The organism is Roseiarcus sp. (assembly GCF_049514155.1).
GTDB lineage: Bacteria > Pseudomonadota > Alphaproteobacteria > Rhizobiales > Beijerinckiaceae > Roseiarcus.
In genome coordinates, this window is record NZ_JBEKVH010000008.1 from 1 (window position 1) to 22,081 (window position 22,081).

Annotated in this window: 18 protein-coding genes; 12 read left to right on the forward strand and 6 right to left on the reverse strand. The window is 69.9% G+C overall.

Annotated features, from left to right (window positions below; genetic code table 11):
* From ABSF49_RS02085 to ABSF49_RS02110, 6 genes are all read left to right on the forward strand, one after another.
* Nucleotides 1-777: GMP reductase (locus ABSF49_RS02085; RefSeq protein ID WP_424110972.1), on the forward strand; the 777-nt coding region annotated here is incomplete at its 5' end.
* Between the two features lie 111 nt (nucleotides 778-888).
* The gene (gene rlmN, locus ABSF49_RS02090) at nucleotides 889-2,085 is read left to right on the forward strand and encodes a dual-specificity RNA methyltransferase RlmN (protein ID WP_424110973.1); all 1,197 of its coding nucleotides are present in this window, start codon (nucleotides 889-891) and stop codon (nucleotides 2,083-2,085) included.
* Between the two features lie 87 nt (nucleotides 2,086-2,172).
* Nucleotides 2,173-3,285 carry an FtsH protease activity modulator HflK gene (hflK, locus tag ABSF49_RS02095; RefSeq protein WP_424110974.1) on the forward strand — a complete coding sequence of 371 codons (1,113 nt, stop codon included), beginning with the start codon at nucleotides 2,173-2,175 and terminating at the stop codon, nucleotides 3,283-3,285.
* Entirely contained in the window at nucleotides 3,282-4,193 is a 912-nt protein-coding gene (gene hflC, locus ABSF49_RS02100) for a protease modulator HflC (protein ID WP_424110975.1), read from the forward strand. The genes hflK and hflC overlap by 4 nt, the downstream gene beginning before the upstream one ends.
* A 47-nt stretch (nucleotides 4,194-4,240) precedes the next feature.
* Nucleotides 4,241-5,224, forward strand: a complete 984-nt coding sequence (locus tag ABSF49_RS02105) for a YjbE family putative metal transport protein (protein WP_424110976.1) — start codon at nucleotides 4,241-4,243, stop codon at nucleotides 5,222-5,224.
* 24 nt (nucleotides 5,225-5,248) lie between these two features.
* A complete protein-coding gene (locus ABSF49_RS02110; RefSeq protein ID WP_424110977.1) occupies nucleotides 5,249-5,725 on the forward strand; it encodes a GNAT family N-acetyltransferase in 477 nt (158 codons plus the stop codon).
* 6 nt (nucleotides 5,726-5,731) lie between these two features.
* Here ABSF49_RS02110 and ABSF49_RS02115 read toward each other — a convergent pair whose 3' ends face one another.
* Nucleotides 5,732-8,017 (reverse strand): putative bifunctional diguanylate cyclase/phosphodiesterase, encoded by a 2,286-nt coding sequence (locus ABSF49_RS02115; RefSeq protein WP_424110978.1) that lies wholly within the window; start codon nucleotides 8,015-8,017, stop codon nucleotides 5,732-5,734.
* Between the two features lie 142 nt (nucleotides 8,018-8,159).
* Here ABSF49_RS02115 and ABSF49_RS02120 point away from each other — a divergent pair, with 142 nt between their 5' ends.
* Nucleotides 8,160-9,167 carry a sugar-binding transcriptional regulator gene (locus ABSF49_RS02120; protein ID WP_424110979.1) on the forward strand — a complete coding sequence of 336 codons (1,008 nt, stop codon included), beginning with the start codon at nucleotides 8,160-8,162 and terminating at the stop codon, nucleotides 9,165-9,167.
* On the opposite strand, the gene ABSF49_RS02125 is transcribed toward ABSF49_RS02120, so the two are convergent.
* Nucleotides 9,164-10,372 carry an acetoin dehydrogenase dihydrolipoyllysine-residue acetyltransferase subunit gene (locus tag ABSF49_RS02125; protein ID WP_424110980.1) on the reverse strand — a complete coding sequence of 403 codons (1,209 nt, stop codon included), beginning with the start codon at nucleotides 10,370-10,372 and terminating at the stop codon, nucleotides 9,164-9,166. The genes ABSF49_RS02120 and ABSF49_RS02125 overlap by 4 nt on opposite strands.
* A 356-nt stretch (nucleotides 10,373-10,728) precedes the next feature.
* Between ABSF49_RS02125 and ABSF49_RS02130 the strand changes: the two genes are divergently transcribed.
* Together ABSF49_RS02130 and ABSF49_RS02135 are read left to right on the forward strand one after the other, a co-directional pair.
* Entirely contained in the window at nucleotides 10,729-11,067 is a 339-nt protein-coding gene (locus ABSF49_RS02130) for a P-II family nitrogen regulator (RefSeq protein WP_424110981.1), read from the forward strand.
* A gap of 287 nt (nucleotides 11,068-11,354) precedes the next feature.
* Nucleotides 11,355-12,650 carry a PAS domain-containing protein gene (locus tag ABSF49_RS02135; RefSeq protein WP_424110982.1) on the forward strand — a complete coding sequence of 432 codons (1,296 nt, stop codon included), beginning with the start codon at nucleotides 11,355-11,357 and terminating at the stop codon, nucleotides 12,648-12,650.
* A gap of 102 nt (nucleotides 12,651-12,752) precedes the next feature.
* Here ABSF49_RS02135 and ABSF49_RS02140 read toward each other — a convergent pair whose 3' ends face one another.
* Nucleotides 12,753-13,769, reverse strand: a complete 1,017-nt coding sequence (locus ABSF49_RS02140) for an asparaginase (protein WP_424110983.1) — start codon at nucleotides 13,767-13,769, stop codon at nucleotides 12,753-12,755.
* Between the two features lie 150 nt (nucleotides 13,770-13,919).
* Between ABSF49_RS02140 and ABSF49_RS02145 the strand changes: the two genes are divergently transcribed.
* Nucleotides 13,920-14,636 (forward strand): CBS domain-containing protein, encoded by a 717-nt coding sequence (locus tag ABSF49_RS02145; protein WP_424110984.1) that lies wholly within the window; start codon nucleotides 13,920-13,922, stop codon nucleotides 14,634-14,636.
* Nucleotides 14,637-14,648: 12 nt separating this feature from the next.
* Here ABSF49_RS02145 and ABSF49_RS02150 read toward each other — a convergent pair whose 3' ends face one another.
* Together ABSF49_RS02150 and ABSF49_RS02155 are read right to left on the reverse strand one after the other, a co-directional pair.
* A complete protein-coding gene (locus tag ABSF49_RS02150) occupies nucleotides 14,649-15,656 on the reverse strand; it encodes a CBS domain-containing protein (RefSeq protein WP_424110985.1) in 1,008 nt (335 codons plus the stop codon).
* Between the two features lie 94 nt (nucleotides 15,657-15,750).
* On the reverse strand, nucleotides 15,751-16,662 hold the full coding sequence (locus ABSF49_RS02155; protein WP_424110986.1) for an NAD-dependent epimerase/dehydratase family protein: 912 nt from the start codon (nucleotides 16,660-16,662) through the stop codon (nucleotides 15,751-15,753).
* An 88-nt stretch (nucleotides 16,663-16,750) separates the two neighbouring features.
* Between ABSF49_RS02155 and ABSF49_RS02160 the strand changes: the two genes are divergently transcribed.
* Both ABSF49_RS02160 and ABSF49_RS02165 read left to right on the forward strand, forming a co-directional pair.
* Nucleotides 16,751-18,577, forward strand: coding sequence for an ATP-binding protein (locus ABSF49_RS02160; protein ID WP_424110987.1), 1,827 nt, complete (start codon nucleotides 16,751-16,753; stop codon nucleotides 18,575-18,577).
* Between the two features lie 36 nt (nucleotides 18,578-18,613).
* Entirely contained in the window at nucleotides 18,614-20,257 is a 1,644-nt protein-coding gene (locus ABSF49_RS02165; RefSeq protein WP_424110988.1) for a putative bifunctional diguanylate cyclase/phosphodiesterase, read from the forward strand.
* A 19-nt stretch (nucleotides 20,258-20,276) separates the two neighbouring features.
* On the opposite strand, the gene lpdA is transcribed toward ABSF49_RS02165, so the two are convergent.
* Nucleotides 20,277-22,022 carry a dihydrolipoyl dehydrogenase gene (gene lpdA / locus ABSF49_RS02170; protein ID WP_424110989.1) on the reverse strand — a complete coding sequence of 582 codons (1,746 nt, stop codon included), beginning with the start codon at nucleotides 22,020-22,022 and terminating at the stop codon, nucleotides 20,277-20,279.
* Nucleotides 22,023-22,081: the final 59 nt, after the last annotated feature.

A 22,081-nucleotide genomic window follows, 5' to 3' on the forward strand; every position in this document is an offset into this window, starting at 1 on the left:
GAAGACGGCGTTCACGCCTTCTACTCGCTCGGCGCCGCCGAGGCCGACCGCGCCAAGCTCGCCGCGGTGCGCAAGCGCGCGCAGCCGCGCCTCATCTGCATCGACGTCGCCAACGGCTACGCCGAGAAGTTCCTCGGCATCGTCAAGCAGGTGCGCGACGAAAACCCGCAATCGGTGATCATGGCCGGCAATGTCGTCACCGGCGATATGACGGAAGCGCTGATTCTCGCCGGCGCCGACATCGTCAAGATCGGCATCGGCCCCGGCTCGGTGTGCACGACGCGCCGGGTCACCGGCGTCGGCTATCCGCAGCTCTCGGCGATCATCGAATGCGCCGACGCCGCTCACGGCCTCAAGGGTCAGGTCTGCGCCGACGGCGGCTGCACCGTTCCCGGCGACGTCGCCAAGGCCTATGGCGCCGGCGCCGACTTCGTCATGCTCGGCGGCATGCTCGCCGGCCACGACGAATGCGACGGCGAAGTCCGTTACGAGATGCGCGACGGCGAGAAGGTCGCGGTCGGCATGCAGTTCTACGGCATGTCGTCGGAGACGGCGATGAAGCGCTATTCGGGCGGCGTCGCCGCCTACCGCGCTTCCGAGGGCAAGACGGTCGAGACCCCCTATCGCGGCCCGGTCGACGCCACCATGGCCGAGATCATGGGCGGCGTGCGCTCGATGATGACCTATATCGGCGCCACCCAGCTCAAGGAGGTTTCCAAGCGCACGACCTTCGTCCGGGTGACGGCGCAGACCAACGACGTGTTCGGCGGCTCTTAACCCTCGCCGCTAACCGTAGCTGCGAATCCAGCGCTCAAAGGAGCGCCGGACCCGAGCTGCGCCGGTCCTCGGCCTTTTTCCCACCCCGACCCATGTGATAGAAGCCCCCTCATGTCCCCGGCCCTCGCCTCCCTGACGGCTGCGCCGCCGAGCCTCGCCGGCGCGACCCGCGCCGAGATCGCGCGCGCGCTCGCCGAAATCGGCGCGCCCGAGCGGGAGCTGCGCATGCGCGCCGGTCAGCTTTGGCACTGGATCTACCATCGCGGCGCGCGCGAGTTCTCGGCGATGCGCAACATCGCCCGGCCGGTGCTCGACGCGCTCGGCGAGCGCTACACGCTGGCGAGGCCCGAGATCGTCGCCGAGCAGGTCTCCGCCGACGGCACTCGCAAGTGGCTGTTGCGCATGGCGTCCGCCTATCCCGGCGACCGCGGGGCCGAGATCGAGGCCGTCTACATTCCCGAGACCGCCCGCGGCACCCTGTGCGTCTCGAGCCAGGTCGGCTGCACCCTCAACTGCACGTTCTGCCACACCGGCACCCAGGCCTGGGCGCGCAACCTCACGGCGGCGGAGATCGTCGGGCAAGTTCTGGTCGCGCGCGACCGGCTCGGCGACTTTCCCGGCGGGACGCCGCCGACCGACGGACTCGTGCCCTCCGGCGAAGGCGTGCGCGCGGTGTCGAACGTCGTTTTCATGGGCATGGGCGAGCCGCTCTACAATTTCGGCAACGTCCGCGAGGCGATCGCGATTCTGACCGACGGCGACGGCCTTTCGCTGTCCAAGCGGCGCGTCACCGTGTCGACCTCCGGTGTCGCGCCAGAATTGGCGCGGCTCGGCGCCGAATGCGGGACGATGCTCGCGGTGTCGCTGCACGCGACCAACGACGCGCTGCGCAACACGCTGGTGCCGCTCAACAAGAAGTACCCGATCAAGCAACTCCTGCAGGCCTGCCGCGACTATCCCGGCGCGTCCAACGCGCGACGCATCACCTTCGAATACGTGATGCTGAAGGGGGTCAACGACTCGCCGGCCGAGGCGAAGGCGCTGGTGCGGCTGCTCGCCGGCCTGCCGGCCAAGATCAACCTCATCCCCTTCAACCCTTGGCCGGGCAGCCCTTATGAATGTTCGGACTGGGAGGCGATCGAGCGCTTCTCCGACATCGTCTTCGCCGCCGGCTACGCCAGTCCGGTGCGCACCCCGCGCGGCCGCGACATCCTCGCCGCCTGCGGCCAGCTCAAGAGCCAGACCGAGCGGCTCAGGGCGCGCGCGCGGCTGATGCTGGAGGAGAACCTCGCGGTTGGCCTCGATTGACCCATCGCAAAGCGCGGCGCGCCGGAGCGCCCCCCCTGGCGGTCGGCGGCGCCCGCCGCCCGACCCAGCCGTCGTCAAGGACGCGCCATGACTGATGCGCCTGCCGCAGGCGACGAGCCGACGCCGCAGCCCGAAGGCCTCGGCGCGCTGCTGCGCGAAGGCGTCCTCAACCTGGTGCGCGCGCCGCGGCTCGGCCGGCGCGGCGTCCGGCTGCTTGTCGCCATCGTCGTCATCGGCTGGGCCGCCACGTCGATCTACAGGGTTCAGCCCGACGAGCAGGGCGTGGTGCTGCGTTTCGGTCACTGGATCGACACCACCCAGCCGGGTCTGCACGTCCACCTGCCGTTCCCGATCGACTCGGTCCTTTTCCCCAAGGTTACTCAGATCAACCAGGTTCAGCTCGGCAACCCGAGCGCGCCCGGCGACCCCGCGAGCGGACGCGAGCGGCAGATGCTGACCGGCGACGAGAACATCGTCGAGGCCGATTGCGCCGTGTTCTGGAAGATCCGCGACGCGGGCGAGTTCCTGTTCCGCGTCAACGCCCCCGAGGCCGCGGTGAAGATCGCCGCGGAGGGCGCGCTGCGCGACGTCATCAGCCATACGCCGATCCAGGCGGCGATGTCCGACAAGCGCCAACAGATCGCCGACGAGACCAAGACGCTGTTGCAGTCGCTGCTCGACTCCGAGCACGCCGGCATCGAGATCACCCAGGTCCAGCTGTTGCGCGTCGAACCGCCGCTGGCGGTGATCGACGCCTTCAACGACGTGCAGCGGGCCCGCGCCGACCAGGAGCGCTCGCGCAACGAGGCCGAAGCCTACGCCAACGACATCCTGCCGCGCGCCCGCGGCGACGCGGAGCGCATCCGCCAGGATGCGGAGGCTTACAAGACCCAGGTGGTCAACCTCGCTCAGGGCGACGCCAGCGCCTTTCTATCGGTCTACGCGAGCTACCAGAACGCCAAGGAGGTCACGGCCTGGCGCCTCTATCTCGACAGCGTCGACGAAGTGCTGCGCAAGGCGACCAAGGTCATTTTCGACACTTCGGGCAAGGGCGTCTCGAGCGTCGTGCCCTACATGCCGGTCACCGAGACGCGCGCCCGTCCCGCCGTCCCGCAGGGCTTGGCCCCGCCCGCGATCCTGCCGAGCGTTGCGCCGCCCGCAGGCGCGCAACCGACGCCGGCGCAGGGAGCCGTGCGATGAAGACGCGCCTCCTTCTCGCGCTGGCGGCGATCGTCGCCGCCATCGTTTATCTCGTCGCCTCGTCGCTTTACGTCGTCGGCGAGGGCGAGCAGGCGCTGGTCGTCCGCCTCGGCGCGCCGGTCGGCGTGGTCGTCGAGCCCGGCCTGAAGGCCAAGGCGCCGTTCATCGACAGCGTCTATGTCTACGACACGCGACTGCAGCTGCTGGAGCCGCCGCCCGAGCAAGTGATCCTCGGCGACCAGAAGCGGCTCGAGGTGCAGCCTTACACCCGCTTCCGCATCGTTGAACCTTTGCGCTTCTATCAGGCGCTGCGCACCCTCGATCAGGCGCGCGCTCAGCTGGCGCAGCTGGTGAGCTCGTCGGTGCGCCGCGAGCTCGGCCAGGTTTCGCTGCTGACGCTGCTGACGCCGCAGCGCAGCGACATCGTCGACCTGATCAAGAACGAGGTCGTGACCAAGGCGCGTCCGCTCGGCGTCGAAATCGACGAAGTGCGCTTCCATCGCGCCGACCTGCCGTTCGAAACCAGCCAGGCGATCTACGACCGCATGAAGTCGGAGCGGCAGCGCGAAGCCAAGGAGCTGCGCGCGCAAGGCGCCGAGTGGGCGCAGCAGATCGAGTCGCGCGCCGATCGCGACCGCACCGTCCTGCTCTCGGAGGCGCAGCGCGCCGCCACGATCAGCCGCGGCGAAGGCGACGCGGAGGCCAACCGCGCGCTCGCCGAGGCGTTCGACAAGGATCCGGGCTTCTATCAGTTCTATCGGGCGCTGAAGACCTACCGCAGCGCCCTCGCCGATTCGGGCCCGACGCTGGTGTTGTCTCCCGACGCCGATTTCATGCGGACTCTGGAGAGCGGGCCGAATCCGCCGCAAAGCCCGCCGACGCCGCCGGCGCCGCGGAGCGCGCCGTGAGCGTCGCGGCGCGCGCGGCGCTCGGCCCGGCGGCCGGGGCGTGAGGCATGGACCTCTCGGCCGGAGCCGCCTGGCTCGCCATTCCTCTGCAAATCTTCGTCGTCGACCTGCTGCTCGGCGCCGACAATGCGCTGCTGATCGCAGTCGCCTGCAGCGGCCTCAGCCCGCAGGACGCGCGTCGCGCGGCGACGGTCGGCGCCGGCGGGGCGATCGTCCTGCGCCTGCTTCTGGCGACCATCGCCGCTTCGCTGCTCGCCGTGCCGCTGGTCAAGCTGATCGGCGCCTGGGCGCTGATCGTCGTCGCCCTCAACGTTTCCGCCGACTCCCAGCGCGGCGCCCTGCCGACGCGTGAAGCTGGCGCGGCGCGCCGCGATCTGTGGGCGGCGGCGGCGGCGATCGTCGTCGCCGACGCGGCGATGAGCCTCGACAACGTCATCGCCCTGGCGGCGATCGCGCGCGGCAATTTCTGGCTGCTGGCCGCAGGCGTCGTCGTGTCGATCCCGGTGCTCGCCTATGGCGGCGTCGTTCTTTCGGCCGCGCTGCGCGCCGCGCCATGGCTGGTCAAGCTCAGCGCGGCGCTGCTCGGCTGGATCGCCGGCGACATGGCGGTCACCGACCCGCTGGTCGGCGGCTGGATCGCGGCCAACGCCCCAGCGCTTGCGGCGATCGCCCCGGCGCTCGGCGCCCTCTTCGTCTTCTTCGCCGACCCGTCGGCGCGGCCCCCGACGCCGGCGCCGTCCGCCGCCGGCCGACCCGCGCCTGGCGCCTTGCCGGCGAAGCCCGCGCTCGCCGCTCCTCAGCCACCGCGCCCGCGGCCGAAGCTCGTCGCCGCCGAAGCGGCGTCGGCGACGCCGGCCGCGACCGCGCCGAAGCCGCCGCAGTCGGAACCGGCGGAACCCGAGGCGCGCGTCGAGCGCGGCCGCTTGGCGATGTCGCCCGAGGACCGTTTCGCCGTGATCGGCGTGCTGGTGCTCGCCTTGATCGCCGGCATCGTTCTGATGCTTGTTTCCTATCTCGACAGCGTCAACTGACGCCGGCCCGCGGCGGAGGAGATCATGCAGCCGAGCGCAGCGACGCCGACGCCGCCCGCGAAGATCGTTCCCCTCCTCGCCGCCGATCGCGCCGAATGGGCGCCGTTGTGGCGCGGCTATCTCGACTTCTATCGCGCCGCGGTCGACGCGACGACGACGGAGACCACGTTCGCCCGCTTGACCGGCGGGAGCGAGCCGATGGGCGGCTTCCTCGCCCGCGACGGCGACGGCGCGGCGATCGGCCTCGTCCACTGGATCGTCCATCGCTCGTGCTGGACCGTCGGCGACTATTGCTATCTGCAGGACCTGTTCGTCGCCGCGGGCCGCCGCGGCGGCGGGGTCGGTCGCCTGCTGATCGACGCGGTCGCCGCCAAGGCGTGGGCGCTCGGCTGCTCGCGCGTGCACTGGCTCACCCACGAGACCAACCGCGACGCCATGCGGCTCTACGACAAAGTCGCTGAGCGTTCGGGCTTCATCCAGTACCGGATCATGATCGGCTGAGGCCGGTCAGCCGTTGGCGATCCGCCGATACGGCGCAGCGCCGCCGCGCTCGAGCTCGGCGAGCGCGAGAACCTCGTCAAGCCGCTTGGGCTGGCCGAACAGGAATCCCTGCGCCTCCGCGCAGCCGAGCTCCGCCACCGTCGCGAGCTGGGCGCGCGTTTCGACGCCCTCGGCGATGGTCGTCATGCCGAAGCTCGAGGCGAGCTCGATGATTGCTCGCACCGTCGCGCGCGTCGCCTCGCGCCGCTCCAGCTTCTGCACGAACGAACGGTCGATCTTGATGCTGTCGAACGGATATTGCTCGAGGCAGTTGAGGCTCGAATAGCCGGTGCCGAAGTCGTCGAGCGAGATGCGCACCCCCATTTCCTTGAGGCGGCGCAGCTGCGCGGCGATGCGCGGGCTGTCGTTGATGAGGAACGACTCGGTCACCTCGATCTCCAGCCGGTCGCTCGACACGCCGAAATGATCGAGGCACTTGCGGACATGCGAGGCGAGGTCGAACGATTCGAGCTGCACCGGCGAACAATTGACCGCCACCCGAACGTCGACCGGCGTGCGCGCCATGTCGGCGCAGGCGCGCTCCAGCACCCACGCGCCGATCGGCACGATCAGCCCGGTCTCCTCGGCGACGGCGATGAATTCGGACGGCGGGATCATCGTCGATCCGAACCGCCAGCGCAGCAACGCCTCGTAGCCCACCGTCAGTTCGCTGCGCGTCTCCTTGATCGCCTGGTAGGCGAGATACAGCTCGTCGCGCTTGATCGCGTTGCGCAAGCCGCCCTCGATCATCACCTTGCGTTGAACCGCGTGATGCATGTCGGGGTGGAAGAAACGAACCGAGCCGCGCCCCTGCCCCTTGGCGGCGTAAAGCGCCATGTCCGCCGCCTTCAGCAGCTCGCTGGTCGCGATCGCGTCGCGCGCGGCGAAAGCGACGCCGACGCTGGCGCCGACCGAGGCGTGGATCGAGCCGAGCTCGTAGGGCGCCGCCAGCTCGCGACAGATGCGCAGCGCCAGGACGCCCGCCTCGTCGCCGTAGCCGGCGACCAGCTGGACGACGGCGAATTCGTCGCCGCCGAGCCGGCCGACCAGGTCGTCTGGCCCGGCCAGGGCGCGCAGGCGATCGGCGACGACGCGCAGCAGGTCGTCGCCGATCGGATGGCCGTGGGTGTCGTTGATGTATTTGAACCGGTCGAGGTCGATGACCAGCAGCGCCATCGCGCCTTCGCCGGAGGGAGAGGCGAAGGTCTGATCCAGACGCTCGCGGATCGCGGTGCGGTTGGCGAGCCCGGTCAGGGAATCGCGACGCGCCTGTTTGGAGATGCGCGCCTCGAACAGCGCTGCGCGCAGCGCCAGCGCGTAAGCCGTCGCCGCAATGAGCAGCGACAGGATCGCAGCGACGGTGACGCACAGCGCGCCCCAGCGCATGAGGCGCGGATCGCGGTCGAGATCGGGCGGCGTCGCGACGACGGCGAGCGGCGAATCGGCGATCGCCGCGACATAACCCGGCCGGTCGCCGCCGAGCGCTGCCGGCTCGCTCGCATCGGCGCCGCGCAGGGGTTCGCCGAGCGGCAGATTTTGGCCCACGAGGCCGCCGAGCGTTCCGGCGCCGGCGAGAACGTCGCCGGTCCGTTCGACCAGCGCGACGCCGCCGCGGCTCGCGTCGCGCTCGGCGGCTTCGGCGATCAGCGAAGCGGGGTCGACGACGGCGACGAGGACGCCGAGAACGCCGCCGTCGCGGTCGGCCAGGCGGCGCGCCAAAACGATGCGCCCAGACGAAACGATTACGGATCGGCCGGAGCGGTCGCCGCCCGAGCCGTCGACGAACGTCCGCCGTTCGCTCTCGGACGTTGCGGCGACCGCGCCGAGCGCAACGGCGCCGGACGCGTCGAAGACAGCGAAAGCGCCGCGCTCGCCAATGAGCGCCGAGCCCTGGTCGGCGAGCGACCGCCAGTCGACTGCCGCGCCGTCGCGCCCAGCGCGGTCGGCGAGGCGAACGAGCGCGCTGTCGATGTCGGCAAGCGAGCGGGTGGCCACGCGTCCGGCGATCTGAACCAGCTCGGCGGCGTCGCGCTCGCCCTCGTCGCCGAGCATGGCGCGCTCGTGCGCGAAGACGCCCCAGGCGACCATGCAGACGACGGCGATCCGCAGCGCGCCGAAGGCGATCGCCTGCTGGCGCAGCAGCCTCCGGATCCGCCCGGCGATCCGCGCGAGCCGATCAAACGCGGCTCCGCCGACGGCGGCGGCGGACGACGATCCCGAGGTCGCGCGCGGCGTCATCCCTGGGACCGACATCGACACTCCTGGAGGATCGTGGTTGTTGCGCAAGTTAGAGGCGAGGAATTACCAATTCATCAAAGTCTTCCTGCGTCGGAAGCGCGCATTGCCCGCACATTCGGCGTTAAACTCCAGCGATTCGCAGCCGACCGAGACCGCCATGACCCGCACGCCTCCTCAAGCCGACCCTGCCGCGCATCGGCAGCGCGCGCCGCTGCGCCGCGGCGAACGGCTGCGCCAGCGCGCGGCGTGGATGTATTACGTCGAGGAGATGACGCAGAGCGCGGTCGCCGAGGCGCTCGGGGTCGGCCGCGTCACGGTGGTGCGCATGCTGGCCGAGGCCCGTGCGCTTGGCGAAGTCAGGATCGCCCTGGCGCGCGGCGCTTCCGACCTCGCCGGCCTTGAAATCGCTCTCGCCAAAGCCCTCGGGGTCGGCGAGGCGATCATCGCGCCCTTGTCCGCCCCCGACGCCGACCCGACCGCGCCAATCGGCGCTGCGCTCGGCGCGGTCATTTCCGAGCTCGTCGCCGACGACATGAAAATCGGCCTCGGCTGGGGCCTGACGCTGCGCCGGGCGCTCGACCACCTGAGCGAACGCGCGGCGAAGGCGGTGACGGTGGTGTCGCTGGTCGGCGGCGTCACCCACGTCGGCTCGATCAATCCGGCTGAATTCGCGTGGGAGTTCGCGCGCGCCTACAACGCCGACTGCTACCTGATCCCGGCGCCGGCCCTGGTCGACAGCGCCGAGACGCGACAGGCCTTGATCGAACGCTGCGGCCTCGCCGAAGTCTATGAATTCGCCCGCCGCCTCGACGCGATCGTGTTCGGCGTCGGCGCGCTCGACGCCAACTCGACCGTCGTCCGCTTCGGCCTCATCGGCGAGGCCGAGCGCCGTCGCCTGCGCGAATATGGCGCGGTCGGCGAGGCGCTCTGCTACGTCTATTCGGCCGAAGGACGGTTGATCGACCACCCGATCAACGCGCGCGTGATGTCGGCGCCGCTGGAGGCGGTGGTCGCCGCGCCGATCCGGGTCATGGCGGCGGGCGGCGCCGCCAAGATCGAAGCGTTGCGCGGCGCCGCGCGGCTGCTGAGGCCGACGACGCTGGTGACCGACGAAACGACCGCGCGGACGCTGCTCGCCGTCGACCCGGGCGCGAAGGCGCGCTAACCGCCGGCGCGGACGAGTTCGCTCAACAGCCGCGCCACCTCGTCGGGGGCCTCGAGATGGGGCATATGGCCGACGCGAGCGAGGCGATGAAGCGCGATCAGCCCATTCAGGCCCTCCGCCTGCCGAGCCGGAAGGACGCGATCCTCGACGCCGACGATGACCTTGGCGGGAATGGCGATCTCGGCCAGCCAGGGACGAATGTCGATCGCTTGCGCGCCGTCGGGGAACAACGCCTCGGCGAGGCGAGCCTGAGCCTCGACCAACCCGCCCGCCGCCCGTTGGCGCAAGGTCGTATTGACCAGCGCCGAACCGAGCGCCGCCGGATCGGCGACGAGTTCGCGCATCCATGGGCTGAGGCTCGCTTCCGAGCGCGCGCGCAAGAAGCCGGCGATGAACGCGCCGTTGACCTCCGGGCCGAGACCGGCAGGCGAGATGAGCGCCAGCGACAGAGCGCGAAAGCCGGGCGCGGTCGTCAGCGCCGCCGCAACCGCGCCGCCGAGCGAATGGCCGACGAGATGCGCCGCCGCGACCCCCTCCTCCGCGAGCGTCGCGGCGACCGCCGCCGTCAGCGCCCCGAGCGTCGCTTCGCCGGCGAACGGCGAAGCGCCGTGGCCGGGCAGATCGAGCGCCAGCGCCGAACAATCGCCCGCCAGACGGCCGATCAGCGGCCGCCAGCCGTTGAGGTCGGCGCCGAAACCGTGAACGAAGACGATCGGCGCGCCCTCGCCGCGCGCCAGCCACAGGCGGTTGAGCCGCGCGCCCGCGCCAATCACGAGCGCCGGCGCGGGCGGCAAGGCGGGCGAGGGCTCGTCGGCCTCGTCCGATCGAGCCGGCGCATCGCCGGACGCATCGGATTGCGACGGCGCGGCGACCGGCGCCAGCAGCGCGCGCAGCTCGCCGGCGAGCGCCTGCAGATCGGGATCGAAGGGCTCGTCCTCGCCGACAATCCAGGCGACGGTCGCCCCGACCGGCAGCCGGTCGCCAGCCTTGGCGCGCAGGCCGCGCAGCACGCCGCTCGCCGGCGCCTCGACCACCGTCGCCGCCTGGTCGGCCTCGATCTCGAATAGCGGCTGCCCTACGCGCACACGCTCGTCTTCGGCGGCGAGCCAGCGGTTGAGCTTGCCCGTCTCAGCGTTCGACGCGACGCGCGGCAAAATGACTTCGACGGCCATCGACGCTCCGTTGGCGGCCGCTTTCACCGACATTGCGCGCTCTCCCTCGCAATTGCGCGCGCCATCGCGACGATCGCCCCGACCTGCGGCGCGGCGGCCCGGCCGACGACCCGCCGATCGGCAATCGGCAGGTTGAGATCATCGAACGCCTCGCGCTCGGCGACAAGCGCGCAGACCGTCGGACGGCCGCCTGTAGGCGGCGATGGCGCAGCCTCGGAGTCCAACTGGCGGTCGCTGCGGCAATTCGCCCGGAACAGTCGCATTCGCGCGCTTTTCAATGCTGATTTCCTGTGCATATTGCTGGAGAATTGATCAGAATGTCGTCCGCCCGGTCAAGGCGCGGCGGACGCGACGCCGCGAGAGGGGCGGCGAAGGAAGCACGGGGATCCATGAAGCTCATCACCGCCATCGTCAAACCCTACAAGCTCGACGACGTGCGCGCGGCGCTCGATCGGCTCGGCGTGCGCGGCATGACCGTGACCGAGGTCAAGGGCTACGGGCGGCAGAGGGGCCATACCGAAATCTACCGCGGCGCTGAATACGATGTGAGGTTCACGCCGAAGTCCTGCGTCGAGGTCGTCGTCGCCGACCGCCTCGTCGACGGCGCCGTCGATGCGATCTGCGCCGCCGCGCGGACCGGCACAATCGGCGACGGCAAGATCTTCGTCTCGCCGATCGAAGCCGCGTACCGCATCCGCACCGGCGAGACCGGCGAAGACGCGCTGTAAGCGCGCGTCGCTCGCATGGCGGCCGGCGCCGGTTTTGCCCCCTGCGTCAAGAGCGGACCCACTTGCCCCCCATCGTTCGCCCGCGACGAGACGCTCAACAGCGTCACGACGCCGCTTTACCTAGTTGATAACGCCCGCAGGCGAAGTCGATCGCGCTTGTAAAAGTGCTAGGGTAAAATCATACGAATCGCGACTCAAATCGATCGCGGACGCTCCGCCGATTCGTCGCGAACGCTGCGTGGCGTCATTCCGGTCGAGTCTTGCGCGACGGAACGGGAGGACTGCGAGTGAGTCGAGACGCTGGCGCCCCCGCCGAGTTGGAAGCTCGCGTCGCCGAGCTCGAGACGAAGTTGCAGCGCTATCAGAAGGCGTTCGACGCCATTTCGCAGGGCGTCGCCTTCTTTGATCACGAGCAACGGCTGATCATGGGCAATCGGCGATACGCGGAGATTTATCGCCTCACGCCCGATCAGATTCCGCCGACGACGACGTTGCGCGAAATCACCGAGCGTCGAGCCGCGGTGGGCGCCTGTCCGATGGCGGTCGACGACTACATCGCTTATGTGGCGTCGATCAACGCCAAGCGGGAGGACCGCGATTGGAGCATCAGGCTCGACGACGGTCGCTCCATCAACGTTCGTTATCGGCCGATGGCCGACGGCGGGTGGATATCGATACATGAGGACGCGACGGATCTGCGAGAAAAGCGGCTGCTGATCGAAGAGAGGATTTCGCAGCAGTCGCTGATCGACGTCGTGCCTGACAACCTCTGGGTCAAGGATGTGGAGAGCCGCTTCGTCGTCGCCAATCGCGCGACGGCGCTGCGGATGGGCCACGCGTCGCCCCAGGAGCTGATCGGCAAGTCCGACCTTGAACTTTGTCCGTGGGAAACGGCGCAGAAGTACCTGGCGGACGAACGCGAAGTCATCGAGAGCGGCCGTCCGATGATCGACAGCGAGGAATACGTCCTAGCGCCGGACGGCGCAAAGGTCTGGATCGCGACGACGAAAGCGCCGCTTCGCAATGAGCGCGGCGAGGTCGTTGGAATCATCGGCGTTTCGCGCGACGTCACACGGCGAAGGCTGGCGGACGCGCTGCGGGAGGGCCAGGCCGAAATCTTGCAGATGATCGTCGGCGGCGCGTCGGCGGAAATCGTGCTTGAGGAGCTCGTCCACCTCGTCGAATCGCAGTCGAACGGAACCGTCGTCGCGATCGTCCCACTCGCCGACAACGGACGGAAGTTGCGGCGGTCCGTGACGTCGCTGGCGGAAATCGAAGTCCAAAGCGGTCAACTTCTCGCCGGACCGCTGGGCGAGACGGTTCGTCGCGGCGACTTGGTCATCGTTCCCGATATCGCCTCCGATCCCGCTTGGGCGGAGCAGCGCGAACGCATCGGCGCACTGGGACTGCGCGCCTGCTGGTCGACCCCAATCATGTCGCAAGGCGGCGAGCCGCTCGGCGTGCTGGCGGTCTTCGCCCACTCGGCGCGCGAGCCGAAAGAAGCAGAAATCAAGCTCGCTCAAGTTGCGGCGCAGTTGGCCGCGATCGCGATCGGACGAAGCAGCGCGAAAGCGACGGGCTAATCCCTTAGCGCTTGGGTAGCCGCGCGCGGGCGGGCGGCGCCGTTGCATTGAGCTTCGTCGTGAGACCCGGCTTCCGAGGCCGGTCGCGTCCGACGCTGGCGATCACGCGGGCAGTCCTTGCAGCGGCGCCGAAGGCCGTAGGCTTCCGACCGCGATCCCGTTCCAGTTGCGCACGATCGGCGCGGCGAAGGGCCCAAGCCGAGCGCGATCTTCCCCATCGGCAGGCAGGAAGCGGCGGATCAGCGTCGCAATCATCGTCTGCGCCGCGCGGGTCGCGCCGTCGTCGGCCTTGACCGCGAGGCCGAGGCCGAGCTCCGGCAAGGCGGCGCAATAGACGCCCTCGGCCCCGGTCTTGACGAAGACGCGCGCGCCGCAAAGGCGCATGACCTCGGTGTCGAACCGACCCTCGCCGGCGACCATTGCCGGGTTCGCCGCGGCGGCGGCGAAGATTCGTTTGGCGGCGGCGGCGCGGCGCGGCGCCAGGCCCGCGCCTGTCGCCAGACGCGCGAAGCCGAGCGCCAGCGCGCGCAACGGAACGGCGTAAGTCGGGATCGAGCAGCCGTCGGTCGCGCAGACGTCCTCGCCGAGCGCCGCGCCGGTCACGTCCTCGATCGCCGCCTTGACCGCGCGCTGGACCGGATGCGCCGCCTGTTCGTAGCCCTTGGACGCCCAGCCCGACGCGCAGGCGAGGCAAAGGAAGCCCGCGTGTTTGCCCGAGCAGTTGTTGTGCAGCGGCGACGGCGCCTGGCCAGAGCGCGCAAGCGCGCGCGACGCGTCTTCGCCGAGCGGCCAATGCGCGCCGCAGGCGAGCGACGAAGCGTCGAGCCCCGCCTTGGCGAGCATCGCCGCCGCCGTCTCGACATGCGCCGCGGCGCCGGAATGCGAGGCGCAGGCGAGCGCAATCTCGGCCTCGCTGAGCCGCAAAGCGTCGGCCGCGCCGCTCTCGACCAGCGGCAGCGACTGCAGCGCCTTGACGGCGGAGCGCGGAAAAACCGGCTCGTCGATTTCGCCGAACATGAGCGCGACCGCGCCGTCGGCGTCGACGACCGCGCCGGCGCCGCGGTGGCGCGATTCGACGCGCGCGCCGCGCATGACCTCGACGACGACGGGATTGGACAAAGCGAGCGCTCCTGTGACGATAGAGCCTGGGCGAGCTATACAGGGGGCGCGATCGCCACTCTAGCTGCGGCGCCCAAGCGTTTGCGCGCGGTCAAGGCGGCGAAAGGCGAACTGCCGCAAATTAAGGCGGGGGAAAAGAGGAAGAACGACATGCGGGTTCGCGACGCGATGACGCACGGCATTATCGGCGTGCGCGACACGGCCAGCCTCGCCGAGGCGGTCGAGACGATGTTGCGGGCCGGAATCAGCGCGCTGTGCGTCTTCGACGAGCGCAAGGCGCTGGTCGGCATCTTGAGCGAAGGCGACCTGTTGCGGCGCGGCGAACTCGGCACCGAAAAACGCCGGCCGCGCTGGCTGGAATCGCTGTTGAGCGGCGGACGACTGGCCCACGCTTACGCCCATGAGCATGGCCGCACCGCCGCCGAAGTCATGACCCGCGAAGTCGTCACCATCGACGAGGACGCGCCGCTGTCCGAAGCCGTCGACGCGATGATCCGCCGCCGGGTCAAGCGCCTGCCGGTGGTGCGAGGCGGCAGCGTGATCGGCGTCGTGTCGCGCTCCGACCTGCTCAAGCGGCTCTATGTCGAGTTGCGGCGCGATGCGGAGCCCCGTTCCGACGTCGAAATCTGCGCCGCCATCCAGGCGGAGATCGAGTCGCGAGGCTGGGCCCCGCGCGCCTCCATTCGCGTTTCGGCCAAGAACGGCGAAGTGTCGCTCGAGGGCGCGATCGCCGACGAACGCCTGCGCGAGGGCCTGCGGGTGATCGCCGAGAACATCCCCGGGGTGAAGTCGGTGCGCGACCGGCTCGCCTGGGTCGAGCCCAATTCCGGCATGTTGCTGTCGGCGGAGGACGAACCGCGCGAGTGAGCGGCGGCCCCGCTAGTCGTTCCAGCTGAGAAACAGGCCGACGTCGCCGAGCACGCCGTCGACGTAGCTGACGATGCGCGCGACAAGGCGGAAGCCCTTGGGTTTCAGCTCGTATCGCCATCGTTCGACGACCTCTGCGGGTTCGCCCCGTAACGTCGTCTCCCAGCCGGACTCGGCCGCGTTGATCATGCGGCCGCCGTCGGAGCACAGATCGCTGGAAAAGCGGTGCAGGAGAAACTCCTTGTCGCCGCGCCGCGCCGCCGCTTCGGCGCGATCGAGAAGTCGGCGCCAGGATGCTTCGCTCAAGTGGCGGCGCAGGATCTCGCGGGCCTCGCGTCGCCTGACTTCGAGCTCCGCGACCTCCTCCGCCGCCGCCCTTTCGATCGCCGCGCGCTCGGCCGCGCGCGACTCGCTGCGAAAGGCGTCGGCTGAGATCCGACTCTGACCCTCGCGCGTTGCGGCCGACGCCGCGCCCGACGAGGCGACGCCGCCTCTGAGGCTCGCCCCGCCGGCCAGAGACTCGAGAAATCGCAGCAATCCGGGCGCATGCCGGCTCTTGGTCCGCGACAGCTTGTCCAGCTGTTCGACCACGGCGAGCAGATCGGTGCGGCTGACGATGCCAACCAGCCGGCCGTCGCGCACTACGGGAAGCCGCTTGATCCGCCGCCAATGCAGGAGAGCGGCGATCTCGTCCGCCGGCGTGCCGGGATCGACGAAGATCAGCGGCGCGCTCATGACGTCGCTTACCCGTCGAAGCCCGGCGGCGTCGGACGGCGACAGGACGGCTGCCCCGGCGAGCATCTCGAGCCACCATTCGCGGCGGTAGTCCTCCGTGCGTCGGCCAAGCAGGTCGCCGTCGCTGACCATGCCGATCGGCTTACCCGCGGAGTCCACGACCGGGGCCGCCCTCACGCCGCTCTCCAGCATCAATCGCGCGGCGTCCTGGACGGTCGCGTCCGCCTGAACGGTGATCACCCCGTGGGTCATCAACTCGCTGGCGATCAACTGCGCGTCTCTCAATCGGACGCCTGGCGGAGGCTGCCGCGGCCCCGCCGACGGCGTCCACTTTCCTCCCTGCCCCTATCTAGAACCCTTTTTCGCGGTTTGCGAGCCGTCACGTCGTCGCGCGTCCCTCCCCCGCCGCAGCCAAGGCCTCAAGGCCCTCGCGGTAGGTCGGGTAGAGCCAGCGATAGCCGAGCTCGCGCCTGAGCCTGCCGACGTCGACGCGACGATTGTCGTCGTAGAAGCTGCGCGCCATCGGCGTCAGGCGCGCTGTCGCAAAGTCCTCCTCAGGCGGCGGCGCGGCGCCGACGAGTTCGGCCGCAAAGACGATGACGTCCTGCGGCGGCGCCGGCTCTTCGTCGGCGACGTTCCAAAGCCCGCCCGGCCCGCCGGCCGCGATCAACCGAGCCGCGACCGCCGCGACGTCGTCGACATGGATGCGGTTGAACACCTGGTCCGGCTTGACGATCCGCCGCGCTTGACCGCTGCGAAGCCTCTCGAGCGCGTTGCGGCCTGGCCCGTAGACGCCCGCGAGCCGCAGTGCGTCGACCGCGACGCCGCGCTCTTCGCCGAACGCGCGCCATTCGCCTTCCGCCGCCAGTCGCCGCATGGCGCGCGGCGAACCCGGCGCCGGCGCGCTCAACTCGTCGACCCAGGCCCCACCGCGGTCGCCGTAGACGCCGACGCTGGAAAGGTAGACGACCCGCCTCAACGCCGGCGCGGCGGCGATCGCCGGCGCGAAACGCTGAAGCGCCGGATCGCCGTTTTCGTCGGGCGGCGCGCTGACGAGCAGCGTGTCGGCGCCGCGCAACGCGGCCTCCAACGCCGGCTGCGCCGACCGATCGTCGACCGCCCAGGCGGCGACGCCGTCGCGACGCCAGGCGCGCGCCGTCTCCGGGTCGCGCGTCGCGCCGCTCGCTTCGACGCCGGGAAGGCGCGCCAGGACGCGCCGCGCCGTGTAGCCGAGCCCGAAGGCGAAGAGTCTCATCGCGGCGAAGAAACGTCGATCGGGCGAGGAATTCAAGCCTGAACGCCGCGGTTAACCCGGCCGAAAGGATCGCCCGCCAGTATTCCGTTGAATTCCCGCGCGGCAGCGCCGCTTTAGGTCGCCAATGGCCACGACCGTCACCGCGTTCGATTTTTCCCCGCCAGCGCCGATCGAGTCGTCGCTCGGCGCCGTGCTCGGCGTGAGGGGGTCGGAGGCGCGCGTCGGTCTGCCGGCGCCGTCTCTCAGCGACTCGTTGCGCGCGACCGTCGGCACGTTTCTCGCCATCGCCGCCGGCCCCCATCGCCTGGTCGGCGTGGTGACGGAGGTCGACGGCAACGCCGACCGCGACGACTCGCGTTTCGGCGCCATCGCGCGCGTCGATCTGATGGGGGAGATCAAGCAGGACGCCGGCGCCGAGCATTTCGTCCGCGGCGTCTCGGCCTATCCGGCGATCGGCGACAGCGCGCGCATCATCGGCGCCGACGAACTCAGGCTCATCTATCGCACGTCCGGCGCGAGGACGATCGACGTCGGCGCGCTGCGTCACGACGAGACCATTCACGCCACTGTCGACGTCGACAATCTACTCAGCAAGCACTTCGCCATCCTCGGTTCGACCGGCGTCGGCAAGTCGAGCGGCGTCGCAGTGCTGATCAACGAAATTCTCGACGCGCGGCCCGATCTGCGCGTCTTCCTGCTCGACGGCCACAACGAGTATGGCCACTGCTTCGGTTCGCGCGCCAATGTCGTCAGCGCCTCGCAGCTCAAGCTGCCGTTCTGGCTGTTCAACTTCGAGGAATTCATCGACGCGCTCTATTACGGGCGTCCGGGCGTCGAGGACGAGGTCGAAATCCTCGCCGAGCAAATCCCGATCGCCAAGAGCCTCTACCAGTCGCAGCGCGGCCTCGCCGAGCGCGCCACCCTGCGCCGCGTCGATCCGCGCAACGCCGGCTTCACCGTCGACACGCCGGTTCCCTACACGATGCAGGACCTCGTTGCGCTGATCGACGAGCGCATGGGCAAGCTCGAGAACCGCGCCTCGCGCATGCGCCACCATCACCTGCTCTCCCGCATCGACGGGCTGCGCAACGACGCCCGCTACGCGTTCATGTTCGAGAACGCGAACGTCGGCGGCGACACGATGGGCGAGATCCTCACCTATCTGTTCCGCATCGAGCCGAACGGCCAGCCGTTGACCGTGCTGCAGCTCGCCGGCCTGCCGCTCGAGGTCGTCGACGCGGTCGTCAGCCTGTTGAGCCGCCTCGCCTTCGACTTCGGCCTGTGGAGCGACGGGGCGATGCCGATGCTGTTCGTCTGCGAAGAGGCGCACCGCTACGCTTCCGCCGACCGCGCCGTCGGCTTCGCGCCGACCCGTCGCGCCCTGCTGCGCATCGCCAAGGAGGGGCGCAAATACGGCGTCTGTCTCGGTCTCGTCACGCAGCGACCAGCCGAGCTCGATCCGACCATCATCTCCCAGTGCAGCACGCTGTTCGCGATGCGCATGGTCAACGACCGCGACCAAGCGCTGCTGCGCTCGGCGGTCACCGATGCGGCGGCCAACCTCGTCGCCTTCGTCCCCTCGCTCGGCACCCGCGAAGTGGTGGGATTCGGCGAGGGATTCCCGTTGCCGACCCGGCTGACCTTCAAGCCGCTGTCGGCGGAACGGATTCCGCACAGCGAGACGTTCCACGAGGACGGCTCGCTCGACGAGTTCTCCGACTCCCAATCCTTCGTCAAACAGGTGGTCGAACGGTGGCGCGGCGCGGCGGGGGCAAGACTCGTCGCGCGGGAAGAGCCCACTCTCGAGGCGACCGGCGAGCCGAGGGTCGCCATGGCCCCGCCGGCCTCGACTCGGGTCGACGCGCCGCCCACAGCTTCGACTCGCCTCGACGGGGTCTCGCCGGCCTCGACCCGCCTCGATCTGATCCGCGCCCAACTTCTCCGACGCTGATATGATCCCCGCCTTGAGCGGCGGGAGGAGGAGGCGATGGCGAACGAGACGACCGATGGGCCCCATCACGCCGACGACCGCGCGACGCTGATCGGCGAGGCGCTCGCCGCGCTGCCGATCGCGGTCGAGATCCGCACCGCGGCCGGCGAACGCGTCTACGCCAATCCGGCCGCCGACGCGGCCCCCGATCCCAAGCGCGCGCGCGCGACCGTGGCGCGCGGCGGTCGCGCCGAGCTGGTTGAGGCGGCTGATTTCCGCCTCGGTCTCGACGCCTATCGCGTCAGCGCCGCCGTCGACGTCGACGACGAGCGGCGGCTGCAGGACGAGCTGTTTCAGCGCGCCTACTTCGATCCGCTGACCAAGCTGCCGAGCCGCGCCTTCTTCGAGGAGGCGGTCGCGCGTTCGCTCGGCGGCGCCTCCGGTGAAGCGCGCTTCGCCGTGGCGGCGATCGGCTTCGACCAGTTCGACTCGGTCAATGAGTTCTACGGCCGCTTGGCGGGCGATGCGCTGCTCGCCGAGGCGGCGCGACGCGTCGGCGCTTCGATCGACGGCGACGACGTCGCCGCGCGCTTCGGCGGCGACCAGTTTGCGATCTTCATCGTGCGGCCGGGCGACGACTCGGCGACCTTGGGGCGGGTTGAACAGCTGCTCGGGCGCCTTCGCGACCCCTTTTACGTCGATGGCGTCGAGATTCTGCTCTCCGCTTCCGCCGGCGTCAGTCTCTACCCGGCCAACGACTCCGCTGCGCCGGGTCTGATCGCCAAGGCCGAGGCGGCGCTGACCCAAGCCAAGCGCCGCTACCGTGGCCAGGCGCGCCTCTACGACCCGGCGATCGCACAACGCGCCCTCGAGCACGCCCGGCTGGAGCAGAGCCTGCGCCTCGCCATCCGCGACCGGAGCTTCGCCTGCGCGCTGCAACCCAAGGTCGATTTCCGCGCCGGCAAGATCGCCGGGCTCGAAGTGTTGATGCGCTGGCGCGACGAGAACGGGGAGCCGCGCTCGCCCGGCGACTCGATCGCCTTCGCCGTCAACCTCGGCCTGATGAACGAGATGACGCAACTCCTATTCGAGGAGACGCTCGCCTCGCTCGACGCGATCGACGCGACCTTCGGTCCCGACCTCAGGCTCGGCTTCAACATCGCGGCGCAGCAGGCTGGCGACACGCGATTCATGCGCGCATTCGCCGACCGACTCGCCGCCAGCGGCCAGGCGCGGCGGTTCATGATCGAGCTGACCGAAGAGGCGCTGCTGCGCGCCAGCCAGTTCCAGCTCCAGGTCGCGCCGATGCTGCGCGAGATCGGCGCAAAGATTTCGATCGACGACTTCGGCGTCGGCTATTCGTCGTTGTCGACCCTGGCCGAGATCGAAGCCGACGAAATCAAGGTCGACCGTTCGTTCATCACCGCAATCCACGAACGACCGCGCAACCAGGGCCTGCTCCGCGCGATCGAATCGGTCGGCGAGGCGCTGAACACGCCGGTGATGGTCGAAGGAATCGAGACGAAGGACGAGCTCGCCTATCTGCGCGACCACACAGGCATCAGCGTCGCGCAGGGCTATCTGTTCTCAAAGCCGGTGGTGATCGGCCGAACCAGCAACCTCGGCGGCGATCCCGGCGCTGCGCATATCGACGGACGCGCGAGCGCGCCGAGCCGCGTCGTCGAGCTGCGCGGCCGCTGAAACGCGCCGCCGCGAGGGCTCAGCTCTTCTTCTTCGGCAGATAGAGGTCGATCAGCGTGCCGGTGAACGCCTCCGCCGACATGGCGAAGGTCTCCGACAGGGTCGGATGCGGATGGATCGTCAGGCCGACATCCTCCGCGTCGCAGCCCATCTCGATCGCCAGCGCCGCTTCGGATATGAGGTCGCCGGCGTTGGGACCGACGATGCCGCAGCCGATCAGGCGGCCGCTCGTCTCGTCCCACAGCGTCTTGGTCAGGCCTTCGTCGCGACCGAGCGACAGCGACCGGCCGCTCGCCGCCCACGGGAACACGGCCTTGCCGTAGGCGAGCCCCTTCGCCTTGGCCTCGGTCTCGGTGACGCCGACCCAGGCGACTTCAGGGTCGGTGTAAGCAACCGCCGGGATGACCTTGGCGTCGAAAGAGGATTTGTGTCCGCTGGCCGCCTCGGCGGCGACCCGGCCCTCGTGCGAGGCTTTGTGGGCGAGCATCGGCTGGCCGACGATGTCGCCGATGGCGAAGATGTGCGAGACATTGGTGCGCATCTGCCGGTCGACGGCGACGAAGCCGCGCCCGTCGACGGCGACCCCGGCTGCTTCGGCGCCGATCGCCACGCCGTTCGGGCGGCGTCCGACCGAGACCAGCATCGCGTCGAAGACGTCCTCGCCCGAACCGAACTTGCCTTCCCAGGCGACCTTCACGCCTTCGGGCAGCGCCTCGACCCACGTCACCTTGGTCTCGAGCAGGATCTTCTCGTAGCGCTTCTCGACCCGCTTGGCGAAAGGCGCGACGACGTCGCGGTCGGCCCCCGGCATCAGCTGGTCCATCATTTCGATTACGGTGATCTTCGACCCGAGGGCGCTGTAGACGGTCGCCATCTCCAGGCCGATGACGCCGCCGCCGAGCACCAGCAGGCGTTTGGGGATGGAGCGCAGTTCGAGCGCGGCGGTCGAATCCCAGATGCGCGGATCGCGCGGGATGAAGCCGGGCGCAGCGGGTTCCGAGCCGGCGGCGATGATCGCGCAGTTGAAGCGCACCGCGCGATCGCCCTCCGGCGCCTTCACCGCCAAGGTGTGCGGCGACGTGAACGCCCCTTCGCCGCTCAGCACCGTCACCTTGCGCTGGCGCGCGAGGCCGGTCAGGCCGGTCGTCAGGCGCTTGACCACCCGCTCCTTCCAGTCGCGCAAAGCCTCGAGATCGATCTTCGGCGGCGCGAAGACGAGGCCGCGGTCGGACATTTCGGCCGCCTCGTCGATGACCTTTGCGGCGTGGAGCAACGCCTTCGACGGGATGCAGCCGACGTTGAGGCAGACGCCGCCGAGCGTCGGCCGGCGATCGACCAGCACCACGCTGACGCCGAGATCGGCGGCGCGGAAGGCGGCGGAATAGCCGCCGGGACCGGCGCCGAGCACCAGCACGTCGCATTCGAAATCGGCGCGCGCCGGCGCAGCGGCGGGCGTCGCGACGACGGGCGGGGCGGCGGGAGCGGTCGCGGCGGTCGACTGGGCGACGGGCGCCGGCGCGCTCGCGGCGCCGCCGGACGCCCAGGTCGCGAGCAGCGCGCCCTGGCTCACCTTGTCGCCGACCTTGACCTTGATCTCGCCGATGATTCCGGCTTCGGGCGCGGGCACTTCGAGCGTCGCCTTGTCGCTCTCGAGCGTCATCAGCACGTCTTCCTTGGCGACGCTCTGGCCGGGCTTGACGTGAATCTCGATGATCGGGACGTCCTTGAAGTCGCCGATATCGGGAAGCCTGATTTCACCAGCCATGGACGCGCTCTCCGAGCCGAACCTTCAATGCCTTGCCGTCGCGACGCGGCGCCCGAAAC